Consider the following 20,094-nt stretch of genomic DNA (forward strand, 5'->3'; position numbering starts at 1 on the left):
GTGTCGGGCGGGTCAACTGCCGATGGCGTGACAGAAAAAGTTTTTGCGTGGGCCGGAATAGACCGCCTGCCGGCGCCGTCTGCCCTTGTGTCGGGACCTCATGGACCCTTCATCCACCACCGACCACCCCTCACTTCACATCAAGCCTTCAACGGAGCCCTCCATGTTCAAGACATTCGCCTTTGCTGCCACTGCCCTGACGCTTGCCGCTGGCAGCGCCTTCGCCGCCCCTTCCGACGACGCCCGCACGCACTTCCAGGCCATCGCTTCGGGCGACACCCAGATCGTGATGCGCGCCTACGCCGACCAGGCCCAGCTGAACTGGGTCGGCGGCCCGCTGGACGGCACCTACGCCACCACCGACGCCATCCGCGGCACCTGGGAAAAGTTCGGCAAGGCCGTCGGCCCGCTGAAGCTCACCATCGGCTCCATCGAAGAATCGGCCAACCCCAAGGGCTCGACGGTCTCCGCCAACGTCGTCTTCGAAGGCAAGATGCCCATCAAGGTGCGCTACGTGCTGACCTACCGCGAAGGCAAGATCGTCAGCGAAACGTGGCAGATCGACCCCAAGTTGAACGTCGCCCTGGCAGCCACGGCCGAAACCGCCGGCAAGACCGCGACCTACTGATCCACCAGCGCCGCGCCGCACCGGGCCAGACCGGGGGCGGTGCGCACCTGCGTCGTTCGGGTTCATTCCCCGCAGTTGACAACGGAATACCCGCAAGCGCCCGTGCGTCGACCTGATTGAAGTGGTTGACGCACTGCTCACCCATCCACCCAGGAGCTCCCCATGCGACACCCGCTTTCCAAACTTTCGGCCGTGCTGATGCATGCTGCCCTCGCGGCCGCGGCAGGCCTTGCTTCACTGCCCGGCCACGCTGCAGACGGCGCTGAATCGCTGACGTATCCGAACATCATCAAGATACGGGACGGCATGGGCGCACGCGGCGACCTCGCACCGATCGCACGCATCGTCTCGCCGCTGGCGGATTCGCAGATCGTGCCGGGCGAAGGCCGCATTGGCGCAGGCAGCGTGAATGGCACCGGCTTCGTGTTGAACATCGAGGTCGTCACGCGCGACGCGACACCGATCGCCGCGAAAGAATCGCTCAACATCAGAAACACCGCGCTTCTCGGCCAGGTCAACCCGAACATTCCGGGCCTCTATGTCTTCCTCGACACCGACCTCGTCAAGCCCGACGGTGGCGTGATCCCGAAGAACACCAACCTGGCGAACCTCTTCAACATCCTGGGCACCGACGACACGCCCGGCGCGGGCGTGACGCTGTGGCTGGGCTGGCACGTGCTTGAATCGCTGCCGCTCGACACGAGCCGCTTCAACATCACCACCGCCGTGGTCGACACCGCCGGTCGCATCGGCTTCGACAGGGTCTCGATGGCGGTGCTGCGCGGCGGTATCACATCGGGGCAGGCACTGACGCCCCTTCCGATCGATGTGTTCGATGACGGCATCGACGACGCGGACGGACCGGAGGTGACGATGATCGCGCCCCGCGTGCCGTCGCGTGTGTCACCCGGGCCGCAAACCGGCAATCCGACGCCGCCTGCGAATGCATCGCTGTTCTTCATTCAAGTGGCGGCGCTGGACCGCTCGCGTCACGGCATCGGCGTCAGCGAAAACGGCCAAGGCACGGCGGCCCGCTCGGTGTTGGGAACCATCCTGGATGGCAGCCAGATCCAGAACCCGATCACGCATCCCAGCAACGGCACGAACCGCAATTTCCCGGGTCTGAACGTGACCTTCGACGTGCCCTTGCGCCAGCCCAACGGCAACGTGGTGCCGGCGGGCTCGAACCTGGCGCCGATCTTCAACGTTGCCGGCAGCGAGCTGGACGCTGACGGCTATGTCGTGACGACGGCCGATTGGGTGGTGGGCGGATCGCTCCTGATGCCCGCGGGCAAGCGTTCGGTCACGATCACCGCCCGGGTCACCGACAACGCCAATCGCACCCGCAGCGTCAGCCACGTCGTGGGCATCAGCCCAGTCGAGAACGGCCAAAACCTGACGCCCGAACCCTGAGAACGAGGCCGCGCGGCTCCGACCATGGAGCCGCGCTCGACGCACAGGGCAGGGGCAGCCCGCCACCCTGCACAACCAACACCCCATCTTTTTTTCACGCCTGCGGAATAAAAGGCCTGAGCGTGCCGTCTGCCCCGATGTGAGCAACATCTCACCCACGCTGCCCAATCCGCCACCACCTCCACGGAGCTTCCCATGTTCAAAACCCTCGCCATCGCCGCATCTGCGGCAACGTTTCTGGTCACTGCCGGCTGTGCCAACATGGTCGAGCCGCCTGCCAAGGCGCCCGCCATGTTGTCTGGCGGCGCACTCGTCACACCCGGCGGCATGACCCTCTACACCTTCGACCAGGACGTGGCGAACAGCGGCAAGAGCGCCTGCAACGGCGGCTGCGCCGCGCTGTGGCCGCCGATGATGGCCACCGCCACCGACCAGACCACGGGTGCCTACAGCATCGTCACTCGCGACGATGGGTCACGCCAGTGGGCCTACAAGGGCAAGCCGGTGTACACCTACAAGGCCGACCAGAAGGCCGGCGACCGCAGCGGCGACAACTTCAAACAGGTCTGGCACATCATCAAGGAATGACGCCTGTACACCCGCCTGCACACCCAGCTTCGCGCGGGCTCACCCCATCGTCAACATCTTGATGAACGACGACCATCAACTGCTGAGCTGGGTGCCGCGTTTGCGCCGCTATTCCCGGGCGCTGGTGAACAACCGTGACGACGCCGACGACCTGGTGCAGGACACGCTGGAGCGGGCCTGGGCCAAGTCGGGCCTGTGGGGCAGCGTGGCGGACATGCGCGCCTGGCTCTTCAGCATCATGCACAACCTGCACGTCGATGGCGTGCGCCGGCCCAGGCTGCACACCGTGACCATGGACGATGACACCCCCGAGGTGCCGGTGATGCCGACGCAAGGCGACAGGTTGGCGGTGCTGGACCTGCAGGCCGCGCTGGACCTGCTGCCCGTCGAGCAGAAGGAAGTGCTGCTGCTGGTGGCGCTGGAAGACATGGCCTATGCCGACGTGGCGCAGGCCCTGGGCATTCCCATCGGCACGGTGATGTCGCGCTTGTCGCGCGGCCGTGAGCGCCTGCGCGGCCTGATGGAAGGTCGTGCCGAACCCGTGCGGCTGAAGGTCGTCAAATGAATGCATTGCGAAGCACCCTATGAGTACCGATCGCCCATCGCCGCCCACCCTCCCGCCCACCCCCCCGGTCACCGAGGCCGAGCTGCATGCGTTTGTCGATGGCCGTCTGCCCGCAGAGCGTGAGGCCGAGATCGCCGCCTACCTGGCCGCGCGCCCCGACGATGCGCAGCGCGTCGAGGCCTACCGTGCGCAGAAGCGCGAGCTGCACGCCCTGTTCGACCCCGTGCTGGACGAGCAGCCGCCGCAACGCCTGCTGAAGTCGGCGCGCCCGCGCGCCGTATCGCCGACGCCTTGGTACCTGCAGCGCTTGGCCGCCGGGCTGGCTATCGCCGTCATCAGCGGCGCCACGGGCTGGGGGCTGCGCGGCGTCGGACCTGGAACAGCCGGTGACGATGCCGCCCGCATGGCGGCTGTGCAACCGGCCCCAGGTGGTTTGACTTTGGTGTCTGCGGGTGGCTTCGCGCAGCGTGCCGCCGTCGCGCACGCGGTCTACAGCCCCGATGTGCGCCGGCCCGTGGAAGTGGACGCCGCGCACGAAGACCAGCTCGTGGCCTGGCTGTCCAAGCGCATGGGCGCGCCGATGAAACCGCCGCACCTGCAGGCGCAGGGCTACACGCTGGAAGGTGGGCGCCTGCTGCCAGGTGGCCAGGGGCCGGTGGCTCAGTTCATGTACCGCAACCAGCAGGGCAGCAAGCTGACGCTGTACGTGTCCAATGACGTGGCCGACGTCGGCAGCGCCGCGGGCTCGGGCGGGGCCGCGAAACCGGATGCGAAACCGGGTGCGAAGAACGCTGACACCGCCTTCCGCTTCGCGCAGGAAGGCGCCGTCAACGTGTTCTATTGGGTCGACGGGCCCTTCGGCTATGCGCTGTCGTCCGACGCCGACCGCAGCGTGCTGGCGCGGGTGTCGGCCGAGGTCTACCAACAGCTGGGCGCACCGCGCTGAAGGCCACGGCAAGTCCCGCAGCGCAGGCGGTTTGCACCGCCATGGAATGAATTGGCCTGAAGCGCGCTCTTTGCTGCGAGCGCCTGACGCACCGACACAGCCCTTCGTTGGGTGCAAGGTCGCGCGTCACGGGCCCCAGTCCACCTTTGCACTGAACAAAGAAAGCACCCATGACCACCCAACGTCGCGACATCCTCAAATACTCGCTGGCCGCCGCGGCAGCCAGCGCGCTGCCCGCAGCACAAGCCCAGGCACCGGCCGCCAGCACAAGCACCAGCACGACAGCGCCTGGCCCCGGCATCGACCCGCGCGACCGCGTCTTCATCACCAACGAAGACTCCAACACGCTCGTCGTCATCGATCCCAAGACCAACACCGTCGAGAGCACGATCAACCTGACCAGCTTCGACGAAGACCCGCGGCCGCCGTTCCGCTACGTCACCGCCGGCGTGGCGCCCACGCACGCGGCGATGATCCACAAGCCGCTGTACCACGGCTGCATCGACGCCCACGGCGCGGTGCCGTCTCCCGACGGCCGCCTGCTGGCCACCAGCGGGCGCGGCTCGAGCAACATCTACCTCATCGACGCCGAGCAGCGCCGCGTCATCGGCAACACGCCGAACCCGGCTGCCGGCCCCACCACCAACCCCGAACGCCTGAGCAGCGGCCTGCTGCTGGGCCGAGAACCGCACGAGCCCACCTTCACGCGCAACGGCAAGGAGCTTTGGGTGACGCTGCGCGGGGAAGACCGCATCGCCATCGTCAACGTCGAACTCGCCCTGCGTCAGTTGAAGGGCACCGACAACACAGGTTCGACGGCCATCCGCCAGTTCCTGCCGACGATCAACGGCCCGGCCCAGGTATGGTTCAACCGCGAAGGCACGCTGGCCTTCGTGGCCAGCCAGAAGGTGTCGCAGGTCGACGTGTTCCGTGTCAACCCGGGCGCCGATGGCCACAGCCAGCCGCAGCGCGTGACGACACTGGACATCAGTGCGCAGGACAAGCCCGGCTTCACGCCCTTCATGAAGACCACGCCCGACGGCGCCGAGGTGTGGTTCTCGCACAAGCTGGCCGATGCGCTGTCTTCTCGCTCGACGCGGGGCGGTTTCGACCTCATTGACAGCGTGCCGCTGGGCATGGGCGCGCGGCCCAACCACGTCGAGTTCGTCAGCAACGCGCGCGGCAGCGTGGTTTACGCCAGCCTGGCGCGCATCGACGACGGCGGCCCCGGCGGCGTGGCCTCCAGCCCCATCGCCATCATCGACCGCAGCGCCGCCGGCGGGCAGCGCAAGGTGGTGGGCAGCTTCTTCAGCCACGGCCGCGAAGCCCACGGGCTGTGGACCAACCCCGAAAACACGCTGCTCTACATCGCCCACGAGCAGGACGAACTGCCCGGCACGCCCAACGCCGGCCAGACAGTGTGCAGCGCCTTCGACGTCAGCGACCCGCTGAAGCCGGTCTTCATCGCGCAGATTCCGCTGGGCAACCTGACCCTGCCTTCCGGAGCGCTGCGCAACAAGAAGAGCATCAACCTGGTCTACGTGCGCGTGGGTGCCAAGGGGCAGACTGCATGAAGGGCATGAAGGGCATGAGGGGCGGACACGCCCAACATGGAGTCAGTGCCTTCGAGCGCGAGATGGACGCTTCGATGGCCCGCATGATGCAAGACATGCACGGCCCGGGCTTCGTGGGCCAGGCCGACATCGACTTCCTGGCGATGATGATTCCGCACCACGCCGGCGCCGTCGACATGGCGCGGCTGGTGCTGCAGCACGGCCGCGACCCGGCCACGCGGCAACTGGCGGAGGAGATCATCGCCGGCCAGACCATCGAGATCGAGAGCATGACGCGGCGGCTGGCGGCCTTGCAGCAGCGCTCTAGCGCGGGTTCGGCAGCCGAATTTCCATCGCTGGGTGGCACGCGCGGGCCGTGATGCCCAGCCTGAGGGTAAGCACTGACGATGGCGATGGAATGAACCGCAGCGCTGTCCGCTCTTGATCACCATGCTGTTCCAGTCTGCCGAGTCCCGCTACAACCAATGGGTGCGGGACCATTACCGCTTCCTGCTGCGCAGCGCCTGGGCGCTGACAGGCTCGCGTGCCATCGCCGAAGACGTGGTGCAGGACTGTTTTGCCAACGCCTGGAAGCACCGCGAGCAGTTGCGCGATGCGGCCTTGGCGCGGGCCTGGCTGTTCCAGATCATGCGGCGCGCCGCCTTCCGCCAGGCCGCGCCGGGCATGCAGTCGCTGGACGACGACGAGCAGCCCGAGCAGGCCGCCCCCGACGCCGGGCTGGACGACAAGCTGGACGTGGTCAAGGCGCTCGCGCGGCTGGCGCCCATCCACCGCGAGGTGCTGGTGCTGTTCTATTTCGACGACATGCCCACCGCGCAGATGGCCGAGGCGCTGGAGATTGCGCCCGGCACCGTGCTGTCGCGCCTGGCTCGCGCGCGCGACGCGCTGAAGCAGGTGATGGGCGTGCCAGTGCGGGCACCCGGCGGCGCCCAGGTCACGCCCTTGCGGAAGACCCCGTCATGAAGCGCGAACTCCGGCCGCCCGAGTTGCCCGACAGCGCGTTCGACTTGCGCACGCGCGCCGAACTGGCGCTGGCCTTCGAGCCCATCGACGCCCCGCCGCACTTGTACCGCAAGGCGCAGCCGCTAATGGCGCGGCGCAGCTTCCAGCGCGCCGTGCTGGGCCTGCTGCTGGCAGGCAGCGGCACCGGCGCCGTGCTGGCCATGCGCCCGCCAGAACTCGTGCGCGGCGCCATCGAACACGAATACTTCGAGCGCACGCTGCGCGGCACCTTCATGGCCAGCGCGCCCTTGCTGCAGCACCTGGGGCTGGCCGGCCAACAGGTGGTGCCCGGCTTCCCGCAGCTGATGCGGCCTTGCGACATCGACGGCCACCTCGTCTACCACCTCACCACCTTCTTCGAGAAGGGCGGCATGGTCACCGTGTTCGCCTTCGACAAGGCGGTGGCACTGACGGAGGGCAGCGGCTGGTGGGGCAACGTGCACTGGAAAGTCATCACCTCGCGCGACGGCAAGCCGCTGGTGCTGGTGGCGCAGAAGAAGCAGGCCCTGGCCGTGGCGCAAAGCCAGTTCGGTCCAGCCACCGACATGTCCCCACCGAATTCCACACCGACCCCCAAGGAGACCCGATGAACAAGACCTTGAACTCGCTGCCGCGGCGCCAGATGCTGGCCGGCAGCGCCAGCGCCCTGGCCGCGGCCGGCCTGGCCACTTTCACGCGCGGTGCCGCCGCGGCTGGCGAAACCCCAGTGGCCAGCGCCACGCCCAAGCCGCTGCCCGCCTACGTGGCGTGGAAAGACCCGGCCAGCGTCATCGTGCACAGCAGCACCACCATCGAGACCAAGCGCGCAGCCTTCGGCAGCGGGGTCATCACGCCGGGCGAGCAGCTCTACATCCGCAACAACCTGCCGGCGCCCGACGCGTCCATCGTCGCCGACCGCGACGCCTGGCAGGTGGCCATCGAAGGCGTGAAGGCGCCGCGCACGCTGACGCTGCGCGAGCTGAAGACGATGGGCGTGGAGACGACCGCGATGGTGCTGCAGTGCTCGGGCAATGGTCGCGGCTACTTCCCCAGCAAGCCCAGTGGCACACCCTGGCAGGTGGGCGCGGCGGGTTGCGTGATGTGGACCGGCGTTCCGGTGCGCGTGGTGGCCGAAGCGCTGGGCGGCGTCGTGCCGGGCGCCGGTTACCTGACCGGCACCGGCGGCGAGAAGCTGCCCGAAGGCCTGGACCCGCTGAGCATCATCGTCGAGCGCTCGGTGCCGGCCGCCGCGATGGCCGACGCGCTGCTGGCCTGGGAGATGAACGGCGTGCCGATCTCGCTGGCCCACGGCGGGCCGCTGCGCCTGATCGTGCCCGGCTACACCGGCGTGAACAACATCAAGTACATCAAGCGCCTGGCCTTCACGGCCAAGGAAACCGAGGCGAAGATCATGTCGCACGGCTACCGCATCTCGCCGCCGGGCGGCAAGGGCGACCCGAGCCAGCCGTCGGTGCAGGAGATGTCGGTCAAGTCGTGGATCAACTCGCCGGCGCCTGATGCATCCAGCGTCAAGGCCGGCCTGGTGCAGGTGCAAGGCGTGGCCTTCGGCGGGCTGAACGGCATCAAGCGCGTCGAGGTGTCGCTGGACGGCGGCAAGACCTGGAACGACGCGCGGCTCACCGGGCCCGACCTGGGCCGCTATGCCTGGCGACAGTTCGTGCTGGCCGCGAAGCTGCCCGCTGGCAGCCACACGCTGGCCAGCCGCGCCACCGACACGGCCGGCAACGTGCAGCCCGAACAGCGGATGGAAAACGCCGGCGGCTACAACAACACGAGCTGGGCCGACCACGCCGTGAAAGTGACGGTGGCCTGAACATGCGCAACACCATCCACCAGCACTTCGTGGTGCATGCCTTGAAAGTCGCGTCGGTGCTCGTCGCAGGCCTGGCACTGCCCGCTCTGCCCGCGCTGGCGGCCGACGAAAGCGCGCAACTCGCCCTGGGGAAGAAGCTCTTCCTGCAGGGCGTCGTCCCGTCGTGCGCCGTGTGCCACACCTTGCAGGCCGCAGGTGCCGAGGGCGCCGTCGGCCCGGTCCTCGACGAGTTGAAGCCCGACGCTGCGCGCGTGGCGAAGGCGCTGCGCAACGGGCTGGGCCAGATGCCCTCGTACAAGGACAAGCTCACCGAAGCAGAGATTGCGGCGCTGGCGCTCTACGTGTCGAAGGCCAGCGGGGGTGCCAAGTGAAACTTCAGGTGGGTGGAATCTGTGGTGCATCCCCACCGATAAAGGCTCGTCCGCGCGGGCCGCAAGACGCTGACTGGCACCGAAACGCAGGGCATCTTCATCGGTCGCCGCCGTCGGCAGCGACTGCTTCTCAACTCCTCGACAGACTGGATTGGGTCGGGTTCAGTCGGTCGTCCCGGGCAGAAGCGGTCATGGACTGGGCGCCGAACGCCGAGTCCGAGGACTACGGCCGCTGTCGCTTGGGAAGCAGGCGTTCGCGCGCCGCGCTGTCGCCATGATCAGTGACCGCCTTGTGGCAGTGAGCGGACGTTCGACCTGTATCGGCGACAGACCGCAACCGCTGCGGAGTTGCCCTTAGAAACCCGTAACCGGCTTCGAGCCGATGTGCCACTTCGAGCCCCGCGTCGGAGCCTAGTTCGTGGGATAAATCCGGGGATAAATTCGGGGAACATGGGTGATCAGTGGGGGTGCTCTTCATAGGAGAAGAGTCCCCTCCGGACGCCCAGAGTTCCCCGGGCGCTTGGGTTCGAGTCCCATCAGCCACCCCACCTGATCGATACCGAAGGCCCGCATCTCGCGGGCTTTTTGTTTTTCTGGTGACGAAGAGGAACCCGTGCGGCTCAGCGCGGCTTGTATTGTTCGCTCCCGAACAGCATCTTGCGCGACTGCTCGTCGACCAGCGGCTTGCGCTGCTGAGCCAGGACTTCGACACCGCGCTGCACCGCGGGACGCGCCGCGATCTCATCGAACCAGCCCTTGAGGTGTGGGTAGTCGTTCCAGGCTATGCCCTGGTTCTTCCAGGAGCGCAGCCAGGGAAAGATCGCGATATCGGCGATGCTGTAATCCGGCCCCGCGATGTACTTCGACTTGGCCAGCTGGCGATTCATCACGCCATAGAGGCGTTTGGCCTCGTTGGTGTAACGGTCGATCGCATAGTCGATCTTTTCGGGCGCGTAGACCCGGAAATGGTGGGTCTGGCCGAGCATCGGGCCGACGCCGCCCATCTGGAACATCAGCCACTGCAGCACGTCGTACTTGCCGCGCACATCGGCCGGCAGCATTTTGCCGGTCTTGCCGGCCAGATAGAGCAGGATCGCACCGGACTCGAACAACGAGATGGGCTTTCCGTCCGGGCCGTCGGGATCGACGAGTGCGGGGATCTTGTTGTTCGGGCTGATCGCCAGGAAGGCGGGCTCGAACTGGTCGCCGGCGCCGATATCGACAGGAAATGCACGGTATGGCAGCCCGCACTCCTCGAGCATGATGTGGACCTTGTGCCCATTGGGCGTGGCCCAGGAATACACTTCGATCATCGTCAGAGCCCTCGGTGGGTGGCAGCCGCTCCGACGGACGGCTTGCAGGCACTCTATTCGATCGCACGGACCCATGCTCGACTCCCTCAAGCGCTGGATCGACGGCAAGCGCGGCGGCCCGGACGGTCGTCTCCTCCAGGCCTGGGCCAAGCAGCGTGGCCTGGTCTTCAAGCGCGTGCGCAACGGCGAGGGAGTGGTGATCGAGGGCGAGATGCACGGCACACCGTGGCGCATGGAGTGGGGCACGCCGCAGCGGGCCTACTTGCTCGATCGCGAATTGCGCCTGCGCATGGACCTCGGCCTGCCGCAGAGCCTGCAGATGATGGTGATCTCGCGCGTGCTCGCCGAGGAACTGGAACAGGCTGCCTATGCGCTGTTCACGCAGGACATGCAGACGCAGATCGACTCCGGCATGCCGGAAGAGATGCGCTGGCTGGCGATGTTCCCGAAGACCCAGCTGGCTTCGTTGAAGACGCTGCGCACGCGCTACTCGACCGCGTCGAATGCCGCGGCACCGCTGGCCGTGTGGCTGGACAAGGACCTGGTCGGCCAGCTCGAAGCCGCCAGGCAGGGCTGGTTGGGCGAAGAGGGCCCGCTCGTGCTGATGACCCTGCGGGGCCGGCTCTACCTGCGCGTCGAGTCCGTGTTGCCCGACGCGGCACTGCTCGACGGCGTGATGGCGCTCTTCGAGGCGGCGGCCCGCAGCGCGCTGGCGGCGGCCGAAGGCGCGTCGTCGCAGACGCAGTGGCCCAGCACCAGCACTACGGCCTGGCAGAGCCACCTGCCGTCACGCTACCCTGGGGAAATGGGGCTCGGCGACGACCGGCGCTGAGCCGGTCGCGCCAGGGGCTTTGCCTCAGGCGGCCGCGTACTTGCCGAGCTCGAGCTTGGCGATCGCGTTCCGGTGCACTTCATCCGGGCCGTCGGCAAAGCGCAGCGTGCGCGCCACCGTGTAGAAGTAGGCGAGGGGAAAGTCCTCGCACATTCCCGCGGCGCCGTGCGCCTGGATGGCCCAGTCGATCACCTGGCAGGCGAGGTTCGGCGCCACGACCTTGATCATCGCGATCTCGGACTTGGCCGCCTTGTTGCCCGCCACATCCATCATCCAGGCGGCCTTGAGCGTCAGCAGCCGGGCCATGTCGATCCTGCAGCGCGCCTCGGCGATGCGCTCCCGTGTCACGCCCTGATCTGCCACCGGGCGGCCGAAGGCCACGCGCGCACTGGTGCGCCGGCACATCAGTTCGAGCGAACGCTCGGCCAGCCCGATCAGCCGCATGCAATGGTGAATGCGGCCCGGCCCGAGGCGGCCCTGGGCGATCTCGAAGCCGCGGCCTTCGCCGAGCATCAGATTGCTGGCCGGAACGCGCACGTTGGTGAAGGTGATCTCGCAGTGGCCGTGCGGCGCATCGTCGTAGCCGAACACCGACAGCGGCCGCAGCACCTCGACGCCCGGCGCGTCGCTGGGGATCAGGATCATCGACTGCTGGCTGTGCCGCGGGGCTTCCGGGTCGGTCTTGCCCATGAAGATGTAGACCGCGCAGCGCGGGTCGCCTGCGCCCGAGATCCACCACTTGCGGCCGTTGATCACGTAGTCGTCGCCCTGGCGTTCGATGCGCGACTCGATGTTGGTGGCATCCGACGAGGCGACGTCCGGTTCGGTCATCACGAAGGCGCTGCGGATCTCGCCGCGCAGCAGCGGTTCGAGCCAGCGCTTCTTGTGCTCGGCACTGCCGTAGCGCACGATGGTTTCCATGTTGCCGGTGTCGGGCGCCGAGCAGTTGAACACCTCGCTGGCCCAGGGCACGCGCCCCATGATCTCGGCCAGCGGTGCGTATTCCTGGTTCGACAGGCCGGCGCCGTAGTTGCCCGCGGTGTGGCTCACACCATCGGCGCTGTCGGGCAGGAACAGGTTCCAGAGGCCTTCGTCACGTGCCTTCGGCTTGAGCTGCTCGATCACCTGCAGTGGCGTCCAGCGCTTGCCGGCGCGTGTGTTGGCTTCGATCTCGGCCCAGTAGGCGGCCTCGGCCGGGTAGATGTGCCGGTCCATGAAGGCCGTGAGGCGGGCCTGCAGTTCCCGGGTGCGCGGCGAGTAGTCGAAGTCCATGCGTGTCTCCTGAGGTTCGGCACCGGTGCGCGGCAAGCGCAGACGGTCCGTGTCGGCGATCGTGGCGTCAGCGTTGCCGTTGTGCGATCGCCCAGCCCAGTTCGGCAAGCGGTCGAGCGCCGGCAGCGGCCTGCCGGGCCTGCTCGCTCGCGGCGGTGCCGTCCAGCACGCGCTTGGCGATGCCCTGCAGGATGCCGGCCATGCGGAACAGGTTGTATGCCAGGTAGAAGTTCCAGTCTGTCACCAGCGCGTCGGTGCCGCCGCGGCCGGTGCGTTCGCAATAACGCTGCATGTACTCCAGCTCTGTCGGGATGCCGAGCGCCGTGACATCGAGCCCGCCGATGCCGCGGAAAGTGCCCGGCGAGATATGCCAGCTCATGCAGTGGTAGCTGAAATCGGCCAGCGGATGCCCTAGCGTCGACAGCTCCCAGTCGAGCACCGCGACGATGCGAGGCTCGCTCGGGTGGAAGATCAGGTTGTCGAGCCGGTAGTCGCCGTGGACGATGCGGGTCTGCGATTCGTCGCGCGCGCTGGCCGGGATGTGGCCGGGTAGCCATTCGATCAGACGCTCCATCGCGTCGATCGACTCCGGGCCTCCGGGGCCCAGCGAGGTCTGGTACTGGCGGCTCCAGCGCCCGATCTGGCGCTCGAAGTAGTTGCCGGGCTTGCCGTAGCTGGCCAGGCCGCAGGCCGCGTAGTCGATACGGTGCAGTGCCGCGATCACGCGGTTCATCTCGTCGTAGATCTCGCCGCGTTGAGCGTTCGTCATGTCCGGCAGTGCCTGGCTCCACAGCACGCGGCCCTCGACGAACTCCATCACGTAGAAGGCACGGCCGATCACCGATTCGTCCTCGCACAGCAGGTGCATCTGCGCCACCGGCACCTCGCTGCCGGCGAGCGCGCGCATCACCGCGAACTCGCGCTCGATCGCATGCGCCGATGGCAGCAACCTGGCCACCGGCCCGGGCTTGCTGCGCATCACATAGCTGCGCTGCGGCGTGACGAGCTTGAAGGTCGGATTCGACTGGCCGCCCTTGAACTGCTCGACGCTGAGCGGGCCGCGGAAGCCGTCAAGAGACGACTCCAAATAGGCCTGCAGCGCTCCGACGTCGAACGCGTGCTGCGAGGTGACGGGTTTCGTTCCGGTCTGGGCTTCCATGGGGTCTCGGCTTCAGTTCATCGTTCGGCGATCGCGAGCAGCAGGTCGCGCGAGAGCACCACCAGCCGCGTGGGTTCGATGCGCACCGCACCCTCGCGCTCGAAGCCCTTCAGTTCCTGGTTCACGCGCTGACGCGAGGCGCCCAGCAGCTGCGCGAGGTCCTCCTGCGCGAGCTGCAGCCCGATGCGGATCTCCTCGCCCTGCGCGATGCCGTAGCTTCGGGCCAGCAGCAGGATCTGCTTGGCGAGCCGCGCCGACAGGGGCCGCGTGTTGAGGTCCTCCACCAGGTCGTAGGCGAGCCGCAGTCGGCGGCAATTGAGGCGCAGCAGCGCTTCGTAGAGCTCCACATGCTGCGCGAGCAGTTCCTTGAAATCGGGCCGGCGCACCACCAGCAGCGTGGTGTCGCCGTGGGCGTTCGCATCGTGCGTGCGGGGCAGGCCGTCGAACAGCGAGGTGTCGCCGAGCCAGACGCCCGGCTCCGCATACGTCAGCGTGATCAACTTGCCCGACAGCGAAACCGAGCTGATGCGCACGGCACCGGCGGCCACGCCCCACCATTCGTCGGCGGCCGCGCCGCGCGAGGTCAGCATGACGCCATCGGGGACCCGGCGCACCGTCGCTCGCGCCAGGATGGCCTGACGCAGCGCGGGAGACAGTTTGCTGAACCACAGGCCGGAGTCGATGTGCTGTTGTTCGTCGAGTGTAAGAACGGGGTTGTGCATGGCTTGTCCCTGACGTGACAGCATCGTGGAAGCTGTACGTCCGATTGTCCACATGGCAATCCATGGGCCGCGGCCGTCGCAGCTGCGGCGTCAGCCTCAGGGAGCCAGGCGCAGGTACTGCGCCAGCACTTTCTCCATGGTGGTGTAACGCTCGTGCTCGTGCAGCCACTGTGTCGGCGCGATGTTCACGGCGCGCACGACGGCCTCGTCGCCGAGGCCGATGTCGAGCACGTTGATGCAGGCCGGTTGCTGCTCGAGGCGGCCGAAGAAGGCGCGTTGCCCGGCCAGGGCCGTCGACAGCAGGGCGCGATTGACCCCGCCGTGCAGCACCAGCAACAGACACTGCCAGTCATCGCGCGCGCACCAGGCGTCGAACGCCGGCAGCACGCGGTCGAGCAACTCGCCGATCGACTCGCCGCCGAGGAAGCGGTGCTGCTCGGCCTCGACCCCGCCGCGGCCCTGGAAGGCGCCGAGGAAGGCCTGTTCCACCTGGTCGGGCGGGATGTCGGCGATCCGCCCGCCGCGGATCTCCTGCAGCGCCGGCTCTTGTTCGAGCGCCAGCGCCTGACCCGAAGCCGACAGCACGCGCTGCGCCGTCTGAACCGTGCGCGGCAACCCGCTCACCAGCACCCGGTCGAAACGCACGCCGCATTGCGAGAACAGGCTGCCCGCGGCGTCGGCCTGACGTTCGCCCTCGGCGTTGAGCGGCACCGTGTCCGGTGGCACCGGCGTGCCATCGGGCAGGAAGTAGTCGACCGATCCATGCCGCATCAGGTAGAGGCGGCGGCGCGTCCGGGGCAGCTTCATCGGGCGGACCGGTCAGCGCGAGCGCGGCTCGCGCTTCTCGAGCGGGGCCGCGGCGCCATGGGCGTGGGACAGGGTGTCGGCAAAGTGGAGACCTTCGGCGTTGAGGTGCTCGTTCAGAGCCAGTCCGCGGGCCTGGTTCACGAGTTCCTTGGTGGCGGCCAGCACGTTAGGCGCGCAGGAGGCGAGCTGACGGGCCAGGCGCAGAGCTTCTGCCATCGCCTGGCCGCTGTCTGTCACGCGATTGACAAGCCCCCAGGCCAGCAGCTCACGGGCCGTCACGGGTTCGCCGAGCCACAGCACCTGCAGCGCGAGCGCCCGCGGCAACGCGTGCGCCAGCAGCCAACTGCCGCCGCCGTCGGGCGACAGGCCGGCACGGCCCTGCGACATCGTGAAGCGCGCGTCCTCGGCGGCGACGATCAGGTCGCAGGCGAGCGCCAGCGAGAAGCCGGCCGCCGCCGCTGATCTCTCGACGGCGGCGATCACCGGCTTGGGATGTGCCCGCAGTGCCTCGACGCACGACTGCAGCGCCTCGACCTGCCGCGCCGCCGCGTCGGCCGGCTCGCTTGTTTCGTTCGCCAGGTGCTGGAGATCGGTGCCCACGCTGAAATGGGCCCCCTCGCCGACCAGCACCACCACGCGGACCGATGCGTCGGTCTCGGCGACGTTGAGTGCCTCGACGGTTGCGGTCAGCGTCTGCGGCGCCAGCGCATTGCGGCTGCCCGGATCACTGAAGGTCAGCACCAGGGTGCCGTCGCGTCGCTCGGTGCGCAGTTCTGCGGTCATCGTCGGGCTGCTGCGGTCTCGGGGCAGGTGAGAATTGTGTCACGCAGGGTCGTGGAGGCCGCGTGATCGGGGCACCCGAGTCGGTGTATCCGCGCTCTCCATAGCGGATTCGGCGAGGCGGCTCCATGCTAGAGTCCATCGCGATCGGCAAAAGAAGAGCTATGCATCTCAGCACGCGAAAACTACTGATCGGTGTGAGCCTGTGGACGTTGACACAGGGCGTCTTGGCCGTCGGTTTCGGGAAACTTCCGGACACCACGACGCTCGGCCAGCCGCTGGAATTGAAGATTCCGCTGCGGGTCGACGCGGGCGAGGATCTGCGCCCCGAGTGTCTGAACGGCGAGGTTCATTTCGCCGACAACCTGCAACAGCCCGGCACCACATCGCTGCGGCTCGACCCTGCCGAGCCCAGCGCGATCGAGCGCGTGCTGCGGCTTTCCACCTCCACGCGGGTCGACGAGCCGGTCGTGACGGTTCAGATCACCGTTGGTTGTGCCTCCAAGGTCACGCGTCGCTTCACCTTGTTCGCTGATCCGCCGATGCTAGCGCCGGCCGAAGCGGCAGCACCGGCCGCTGCGGCCGTACCGCCGCCACCCGCGCCTGCCGCCGTTGCGGCGAGTCGGCCTGAGCCAGATCAACCAGAGCGCATGGTCTCGCCGCCGCCGCCCCGCGCTGCGACTGCGCCGCGGGCCCCGGCGCGCAGCCGCGCGACCACCACCGCGCCACGGCGCGCGCCTGCAGCCGCCACTGCCGGTATCGCGGCGCCGCGCCCGGCGCCGCAGCGCACTGCCCGGAACGCGGAGCCCGGCAACAACGCCCGCCTGAAGCTCGCACCGCTCGAGGCAGGCGCCCTGGTGGCCGCGACGCCGTCGCCGGCCGAAGTGGCTGCCAGCGCGGCAGCCGCAGAGCAGGCGGCCAATGCCGCCAGTGCCGCAGCCATGGCCGAGGCCGCACGTGTCCGTGTCGAGGAACTCGAGGCGGCGATGAACAAGCTGCGCCTGGAGACGGCCACCACCCAGCAGGCGATCGCCGGCTTGCAGACCCGGCTGCAGCGCGCCGAAGGCGATCGCTACAGCAATCCGCTGGTCTATGGCTTGGCGGCGGCGCTCGCGATCCTGCTCGGGGTGGTCATCTGGCTCTGGCGGCAACGCAACCAGGAGCGCCAGTCGCATGCCTGGCTGGTGCAGGCCGCAACGCCGCCGGACGTGCCCTCGGGCGGCTCGGCCGCGCCAGCCGCGACGGCGGAGGCAGCGGCCTTCGCGCCGGTGCCCACGCTCAAGGCCTGGGTCAGCAAGCCCAACGAGATCGATGGCTTCGACGACACGCTGGCCGCCACGCGCGCCGGCAGCATGTCGATGGCCGGCGCGCTGTCGGAGCCCGCGCCCCTGAGTGCGGTGCGGCCGCTCAGCGCCGCACAGAAGCGCGAGGTCTCGGTCGAGGAACTGATCGACCTGGAGCAGCAGGCCGAGTTCTTCATCGTGCTGGGCCAGGATGCTGCGGCGGTCGACCTGCTGATGGGGCACCTGCGCAGCACCTCGGGGACCAGCCCGCTGCCCTACCTGAAGCTGCTCGAAATCTACAAGCGCCGCGGCGACCGCACCGATTACGAGCGGCTGCGCGAACGCTTCAACAGCCGTTTCAATGCCTACGCCCCGGCCTGGGAGACCGATCTCCTGGGAGGACGCACGCTGGAAGACTACCCAGCCGTCATCGAGCAACTCCAGGCGTTGTGGTCGACGCCCACGCGCGCGATGGACGTGCTGCAGGTTAGTCTGCTGCGACCCGACGACGGCAATGCCGATCCCGAGGGCAGCGACAGCTTCGACCTGCCGGCCTACCGCGAACTGATGCTGCTGTATTCGGTGGCGCGCGATCGTTCGGAAATCGAGGCCGGTGGTGCCGTCGATCTGCTCCTGCCGATCGGCGCGGGCGAGCAGAAGGACGAGGCGGGAGCCAGTGGTGTCTTCGAGCGCCTGTTGGCCACGACCTCGCTCGAGGCCCAGCCGGAAGTGCAGAAGCCCCTGGAGGTTGATCTGTCGCTCGAGGATCTGGAGCCCAAGCCGGGTGACGGCGGGTCCGGCCAGGACTCCGGTTCGCGCGGCTGATCTGCCCGCCCGCGGGCGCCTTCAGTTCGGCGGCTCGGCAGACAGCGCGGCGCCCAGCCGCCGCAATGCGGCATCCAACGTGGTCTCGCGCTTGGCAAAGCAGAAGCGCACGACCCGCTGTTCGAATCCGGCGTCGTAGAACGCCGACAGCGGGATCGCCGCCACGCCGGCCTCGACGGTCAACCAACGGCAGAACTCGGCTTCGCTGCGCTCGCGGTGCGCGGCCAGGCTGGCGTAGTCGACGCACTGGAAGTAGCTGCCCTCGCTCGGCAGCAGACCGAGGCCGGTGTCGGCCAGACCCGCTCGGAACCGGTCGCGCTTGCGTGCGTAGAAGTCGGGCAGATCCAGGTAGGGCCGCGGGTCGGCGAGGTAGGCGGCCAGCCCATGTTGCACCGGCGTGTTGACGGTGAACACGTTGAACTGGTGCACCTTGCGGAACTCCGCCATCAGCGCGGAGGGCGCTGCCGCATAGCCCACCTTCCAGCCGGTCACGTGGAAGGTCTTGCCGAAGCTCGACACGATGACGGACCGCGCAGCGAGCTCCGCGTGACGGGCGACACTCTGGTGCGCCTGCCCGTCGAACACCATGTGCTCGTAGACCTCGTCGGCGATTACGATCACGTCGGTGGGCCGCAGCAGATCGGCGAGGCGCTGCATCTCGTCGGCCGTCCACACCGTGGCGCTGGGGTTGTGCGGCGTGTTGACGAGGATCGCGCGGGTGCGCGGCCCGAGGGCGGCGGCGATGCGTTCGAAGTCGGGCCGGAAGCTACCCGGCGTCAGCGGCACCCGCCGCACGTGGCCACCGGCCAGTTCGATGTTCGGCGCATAGCTGTCGTAGCAGGGTTCGAGAACGATCACCTCGTCGCCCGGATGCACGAGCGCGAGGATCGTGGTCAGGATGGCCTGGGTCGCCCCCGCAGTGATGGTGATCTCGTTGCCGGGGTCGTAGCGGTGACCATAGAGCGCGGCGATCTTCGCGGCGACCGCCTCCCGCAGCGCCGGCACTCCGGCCATCGGCGGGTACTGGTTGTGGCCCGCCTGCATGGCCCTCGTCACGGCGTCGACCAGCCGCGGATCACACTCGAAGTCCGGAAAGCCCTGGCCCAGATTGACCGCGCCATGCTCCTGGGCCAGCGCCGACATCACGGTGAAGATCGTCGTGCCCACCCGCGGCAGGCGGCTGGTTGGCAGGGGCGTGCGGGCCAGGGTGTCGGCGGTCGTCATCGGTGCTTCACAGTTCGTAGTTCTCGGCGTCGCCCTGCAGCGCACGTGTGATCAGGTCGCGGGTCAGGCGATCGGACAGCAATTCGGCAAAGCCATAGACAAAGTTGCGCAGGTAGGCGCCCCGCTTGAAGGCGAGCCGGGCCACGTTGTTGCCGAACAGCTGACCGGCCGGGCGCGTGACGAGATCCCCGCCCGGCGCACAGGCGGGGTCTTCGCGCACCGCCATCTCGGCCACGATGCCCACGCCCAGGCCGAGGCGGACATAGGTCTTGATGACATCGGAGTCGATCGCCTCGAGCACGATGTTCGGCTTGAGCCCGCGCGTTGCAAAGGCCTGGTCAATGCGGGTGCGGCCGGTGAACGAGGGGTGATAGGAGATCAGCGGCTCCTGGGCCAGTTGCTCCAGGTTCAGCCGCTCGTGCACGGCGAGCGGGTGGTTCAGCGGCAACACGATCACGTGCTGCCAGTCGTAGCAGGGCAGGGTGACGAGGGCGTCGAAGTCGCTCAGCGATTCGGTGGCGAGCCCGACCTCGGCGGTCTCGTCGATCAGCATCTGGGCCACCTGCTCGGGCGTGCCCTGGTGCAGGCTGATCGCCACCTTGGGATGGCGCTTGCGCAGCGCCGCCACCGGGCCCGGCAGCACATAGCGCGCCTGGGTGTGGGTGGTGGCGATCGACAGCGTACCGGCGTCCTGCTGGCTGTACTCCTCGCCGATGCGTTTGAGGTTGCTGACCTCGCGCATGATGATCTCGATGGCCGAGAGCACTTGCTGGCCCGGCTCGGTGACGCGCTTGAGGCGCTTGCCATGGCGCGCGAAGATGTCGATGCCGAGCTCGCCCTCGAGTTCGAGGATCGCCTTGGAAATGCCGGGCTGTGACGTGTGCAGGGCCTTCGCGGTCTCGGTCAGGTTGAGATTGCGGCGCACGGCTTCCTGGACGAAACGGAACTGATGCAGGTTCATCGGGCGGTGCGCGCAG

Annotated in this window: 21 protein-coding genes; 13 read left to right on the forward strand and 8 right to left on the reverse strand. The window is 68.1% G+C overall.

The features are described 5' to 3' along the window. Positions 1 to 163: 163 nt before the first annotated feature. From ASC67_RS02175 to ASC67_RS02225, 11 genes are all read left to right on the forward strand, one after another. Positions 164 to 628, forward strand: coding sequence for a nuclear transport factor 2 family protein (locus tag ASC67_RS02175; RefSeq protein ID WP_004306473.1), 465 nt, complete (start codon positions 164 to 166; stop codon positions 626 to 628). A gap of 162 nt (positions 629 to 790) precedes the next feature. Further along, positions 791 to 2,041: a hypothetical protein gene (locus ASC67_RS02180; RefSeq protein WP_004306471.1), complete on the forward strand. Its 1,251-nt coding sequence runs from the start codon at positions 791 to 793 to the stop codon at positions 2,039 to 2,041. Positions 2,042 to 2,302: 261 nt separating this feature from the next. Beyond that, on the forward strand, positions 2,303 to 2,629 hold the full coding sequence (locus tag ASC67_RS02185) for a hypothetical protein (RefSeq protein ID WP_051021707.1): 327 nt from the start codon (positions 2,303 to 2,305) through the stop codon (positions 2,627 to 2,629). Positions 2,630 to 2,690: 61 nt separating this feature from the next. Beyond that, positions 2,691 to 3,194 (forward strand): RNA polymerase sigma factor, encoded by a 504-nt coding sequence (locus ASC67_RS02190; protein ID WP_004306467.1) that lies wholly within the window; start codon positions 2,691 to 2,693, stop codon positions 3,192 to 3,194. 19 nt (positions 3,195 to 3,213) lie between these two features. Next, a complete protein-coding gene (locus tag ASC67_RS02195) occupies positions 3,214 to 4,140 on the forward strand; it encodes an anti-sigma factor (RefSeq protein ID WP_004306465.1) in 927 nt (308 codons plus the stop codon). Positions 4,141 to 4,310: 170 nt separating this feature from the next. Then, entirely contained in the window at positions 4,311 to 5,714 is a 1,404-nt protein-coding gene (locus ASC67_RS02200) for a YncE family protein (protein WP_004306463.1), read from the forward strand. Further along, positions 5,711 to 6,073, forward strand: a complete 363-nt coding sequence (locus ASC67_RS02205) for a DUF305 domain-containing protein (protein WP_004306461.1) — start codon at positions 5,711 to 5,713, stop codon at positions 6,071 to 6,073. The genes ASC67_RS02200 and ASC67_RS02205 overlap by 4 nt, the downstream gene beginning before the upstream one ends. Before the next feature lie 70 nt (positions 6,074 to 6,143). Then, entirely contained in the window at positions 6,144 to 6,677 is a 534-nt protein-coding gene (locus ASC67_RS02210; protein ID WP_031943585.1) for an RNA polymerase sigma factor, read from the forward strand. Continuing rightward, positions 6,674 to 7,306 (forward strand): hypothetical protein, encoded by a 633-nt coding sequence (locus tag ASC67_RS02215; RefSeq protein WP_004306457.1) that lies wholly within the window; start codon positions 6,674 to 6,676, stop codon positions 7,304 to 7,306. The genes ASC67_RS02210 and ASC67_RS02215 overlap by 4 nt, the downstream gene beginning before the upstream one ends. Further along, positions 7,303 to 8,529, forward strand: coding sequence for a sulfite oxidase (locus ASC67_RS02220; RefSeq protein ID WP_004306455.1), 1,227 nt, complete (start codon positions 7,303 to 7,305; stop codon positions 8,527 to 8,529). Before ASC67_RS02215 ends, ASC67_RS02220 begins: the two co-directional genes overlap by 4 nt. Positions 8,530 to 8,531: 2 nt before the next feature. Then, positions 8,532 to 8,900, forward strand: a complete 369-nt coding sequence (locus ASC67_RS02225; RefSeq protein ID WP_004306453.1) for a cytochrome c — start codon at positions 8,532 to 8,534, stop codon at positions 8,898 to 8,900. Between the two features lie 620 nt (positions 8,901 to 9,520). On the opposite strand, the gene ASC67_RS02230 is transcribed toward ASC67_RS02225, so the two are convergent. After that, positions 9,521 to 10,213 (reverse strand): glutathione S-transferase N-terminal domain-containing protein, encoded by a 693-nt coding sequence (locus tag ASC67_RS02230; RefSeq protein WP_056314657.1) that lies wholly within the window; start codon positions 10,211 to 10,213, stop codon positions 9,521 to 9,523. Positions 10,214 to 10,286: 73 nt separating this feature from the next. On the opposite strand from ASC67_RS02230, the gene ASC67_RS02235 reads away from it, so the two are divergent. After that, on the forward strand, positions 10,287 to 11,045 hold the full coding sequence (locus ASC67_RS02235) for a hypothetical protein (RefSeq protein WP_056314659.1): 759 nt from the start codon (positions 10,287 to 10,289) through the stop codon (positions 11,043 to 11,045). 24 nt (positions 11,046 to 11,069) lie between these two features. Here the strand turns inward: ASC67_RS02235 and ASC67_RS02240 are convergent, their stop codons facing one another. The 5 genes from ASC67_RS02240 to ASC67_RS02260 form a co-directional block, all read right to left on the reverse strand. Next, complete coding sequence (locus ASC67_RS02240; protein ID WP_056314661.1) at positions 11,070 to 12,317, reverse strand: acyl-CoA dehydrogenase family protein; 1,248 nt, start codon at positions 12,315 to 12,317, stop codon at positions 11,070 to 11,072. Positions 12,318 to 12,384: 67 nt separating this feature from the next. Next, positions 12,385 to 13,476, reverse strand: a complete 1,092-nt coding sequence (locus ASC67_RS02245; RefSeq protein ID WP_056314663.1) for a phosphotransferase — start codon at positions 13,474 to 13,476, stop codon at positions 12,385 to 12,387. A gap of 17 nt (positions 13,477 to 13,493) precedes the next feature. After that, positions 13,494 to 14,198, reverse strand: coding sequence for a Crp/Fnr family transcriptional regulator (locus ASC67_RS02250; RefSeq protein WP_056314665.1), 705 nt, complete (start codon positions 14,196 to 14,198; stop codon positions 13,494 to 13,496). Positions 14,199 to 14,294: 96 nt separating this feature from the next. Continuing rightward, complete coding sequence (locus tag ASC67_RS02255; protein ID WP_056314666.1) at positions 14,295 to 15,005, reverse strand: histidine phosphatase family protein; 711 nt, start codon at positions 15,003 to 15,005, stop codon at positions 14,295 to 14,297. Between the two features lie 12 nt (positions 15,006 to 15,017). After that, the gene (locus ASC67_RS02260) at positions 15,018 to 15,788 is read right to left on the reverse strand and encodes an enoyl-CoA hydratase family protein (protein ID WP_056314668.1); all 771 of its coding nucleotides are present in this window, start codon (positions 15,786 to 15,788) and stop codon (positions 15,018 to 15,020) included. A 161-nt stretch (positions 15,789 to 15,949) separates the two neighbouring features. On the opposite strand from ASC67_RS02260, the gene ASC67_RS02265 reads away from it, so the two are divergent. After that, entirely contained in the window at positions 15,950 to 17,893 is a 1,944-nt protein-coding gene (locus ASC67_RS02265) for a FimV family protein (protein ID WP_056314670.1), read from the forward strand. Between the two features lie 21 nt (positions 17,894 to 17,914). Here ASC67_RS02265 and ASC67_RS02270 read toward each other — a convergent pair whose 3' ends face one another. Beyond that, positions 17,915 to 19,117: a pyridoxal phosphate-dependent aminotransferase gene (locus tag ASC67_RS02270; protein WP_056314672.1), complete on the reverse strand. Its 1,203-nt coding sequence runs from the start codon at positions 19,115 to 19,117 to the stop codon at positions 17,915 to 17,917. 7 nt (positions 19,118 to 19,124) lie between these two features. After that, positions 19,125 to 20,078 carry a CysB family HTH-type transcriptional regulator gene (locus tag ASC67_RS02275; protein WP_056314674.1) on the reverse strand — a complete coding sequence of 318 codons (954 nt, stop codon included), beginning with the start codon at positions 20,076 to 20,078 and terminating at the stop codon, positions 19,125 to 19,127. Positions 20,079 to 20,094: the final 16 nt, after the last annotated feature.

Origin of the sequence: Methylibium sp. Root1272 (genome assembly GCF_001425905.1) — a bacterium.
Classification (GTDB): domain Bacteria; phylum Pseudomonadota; class Gammaproteobacteria; order Burkholderiales; family Burkholderiaceae_C; genus Methylibium.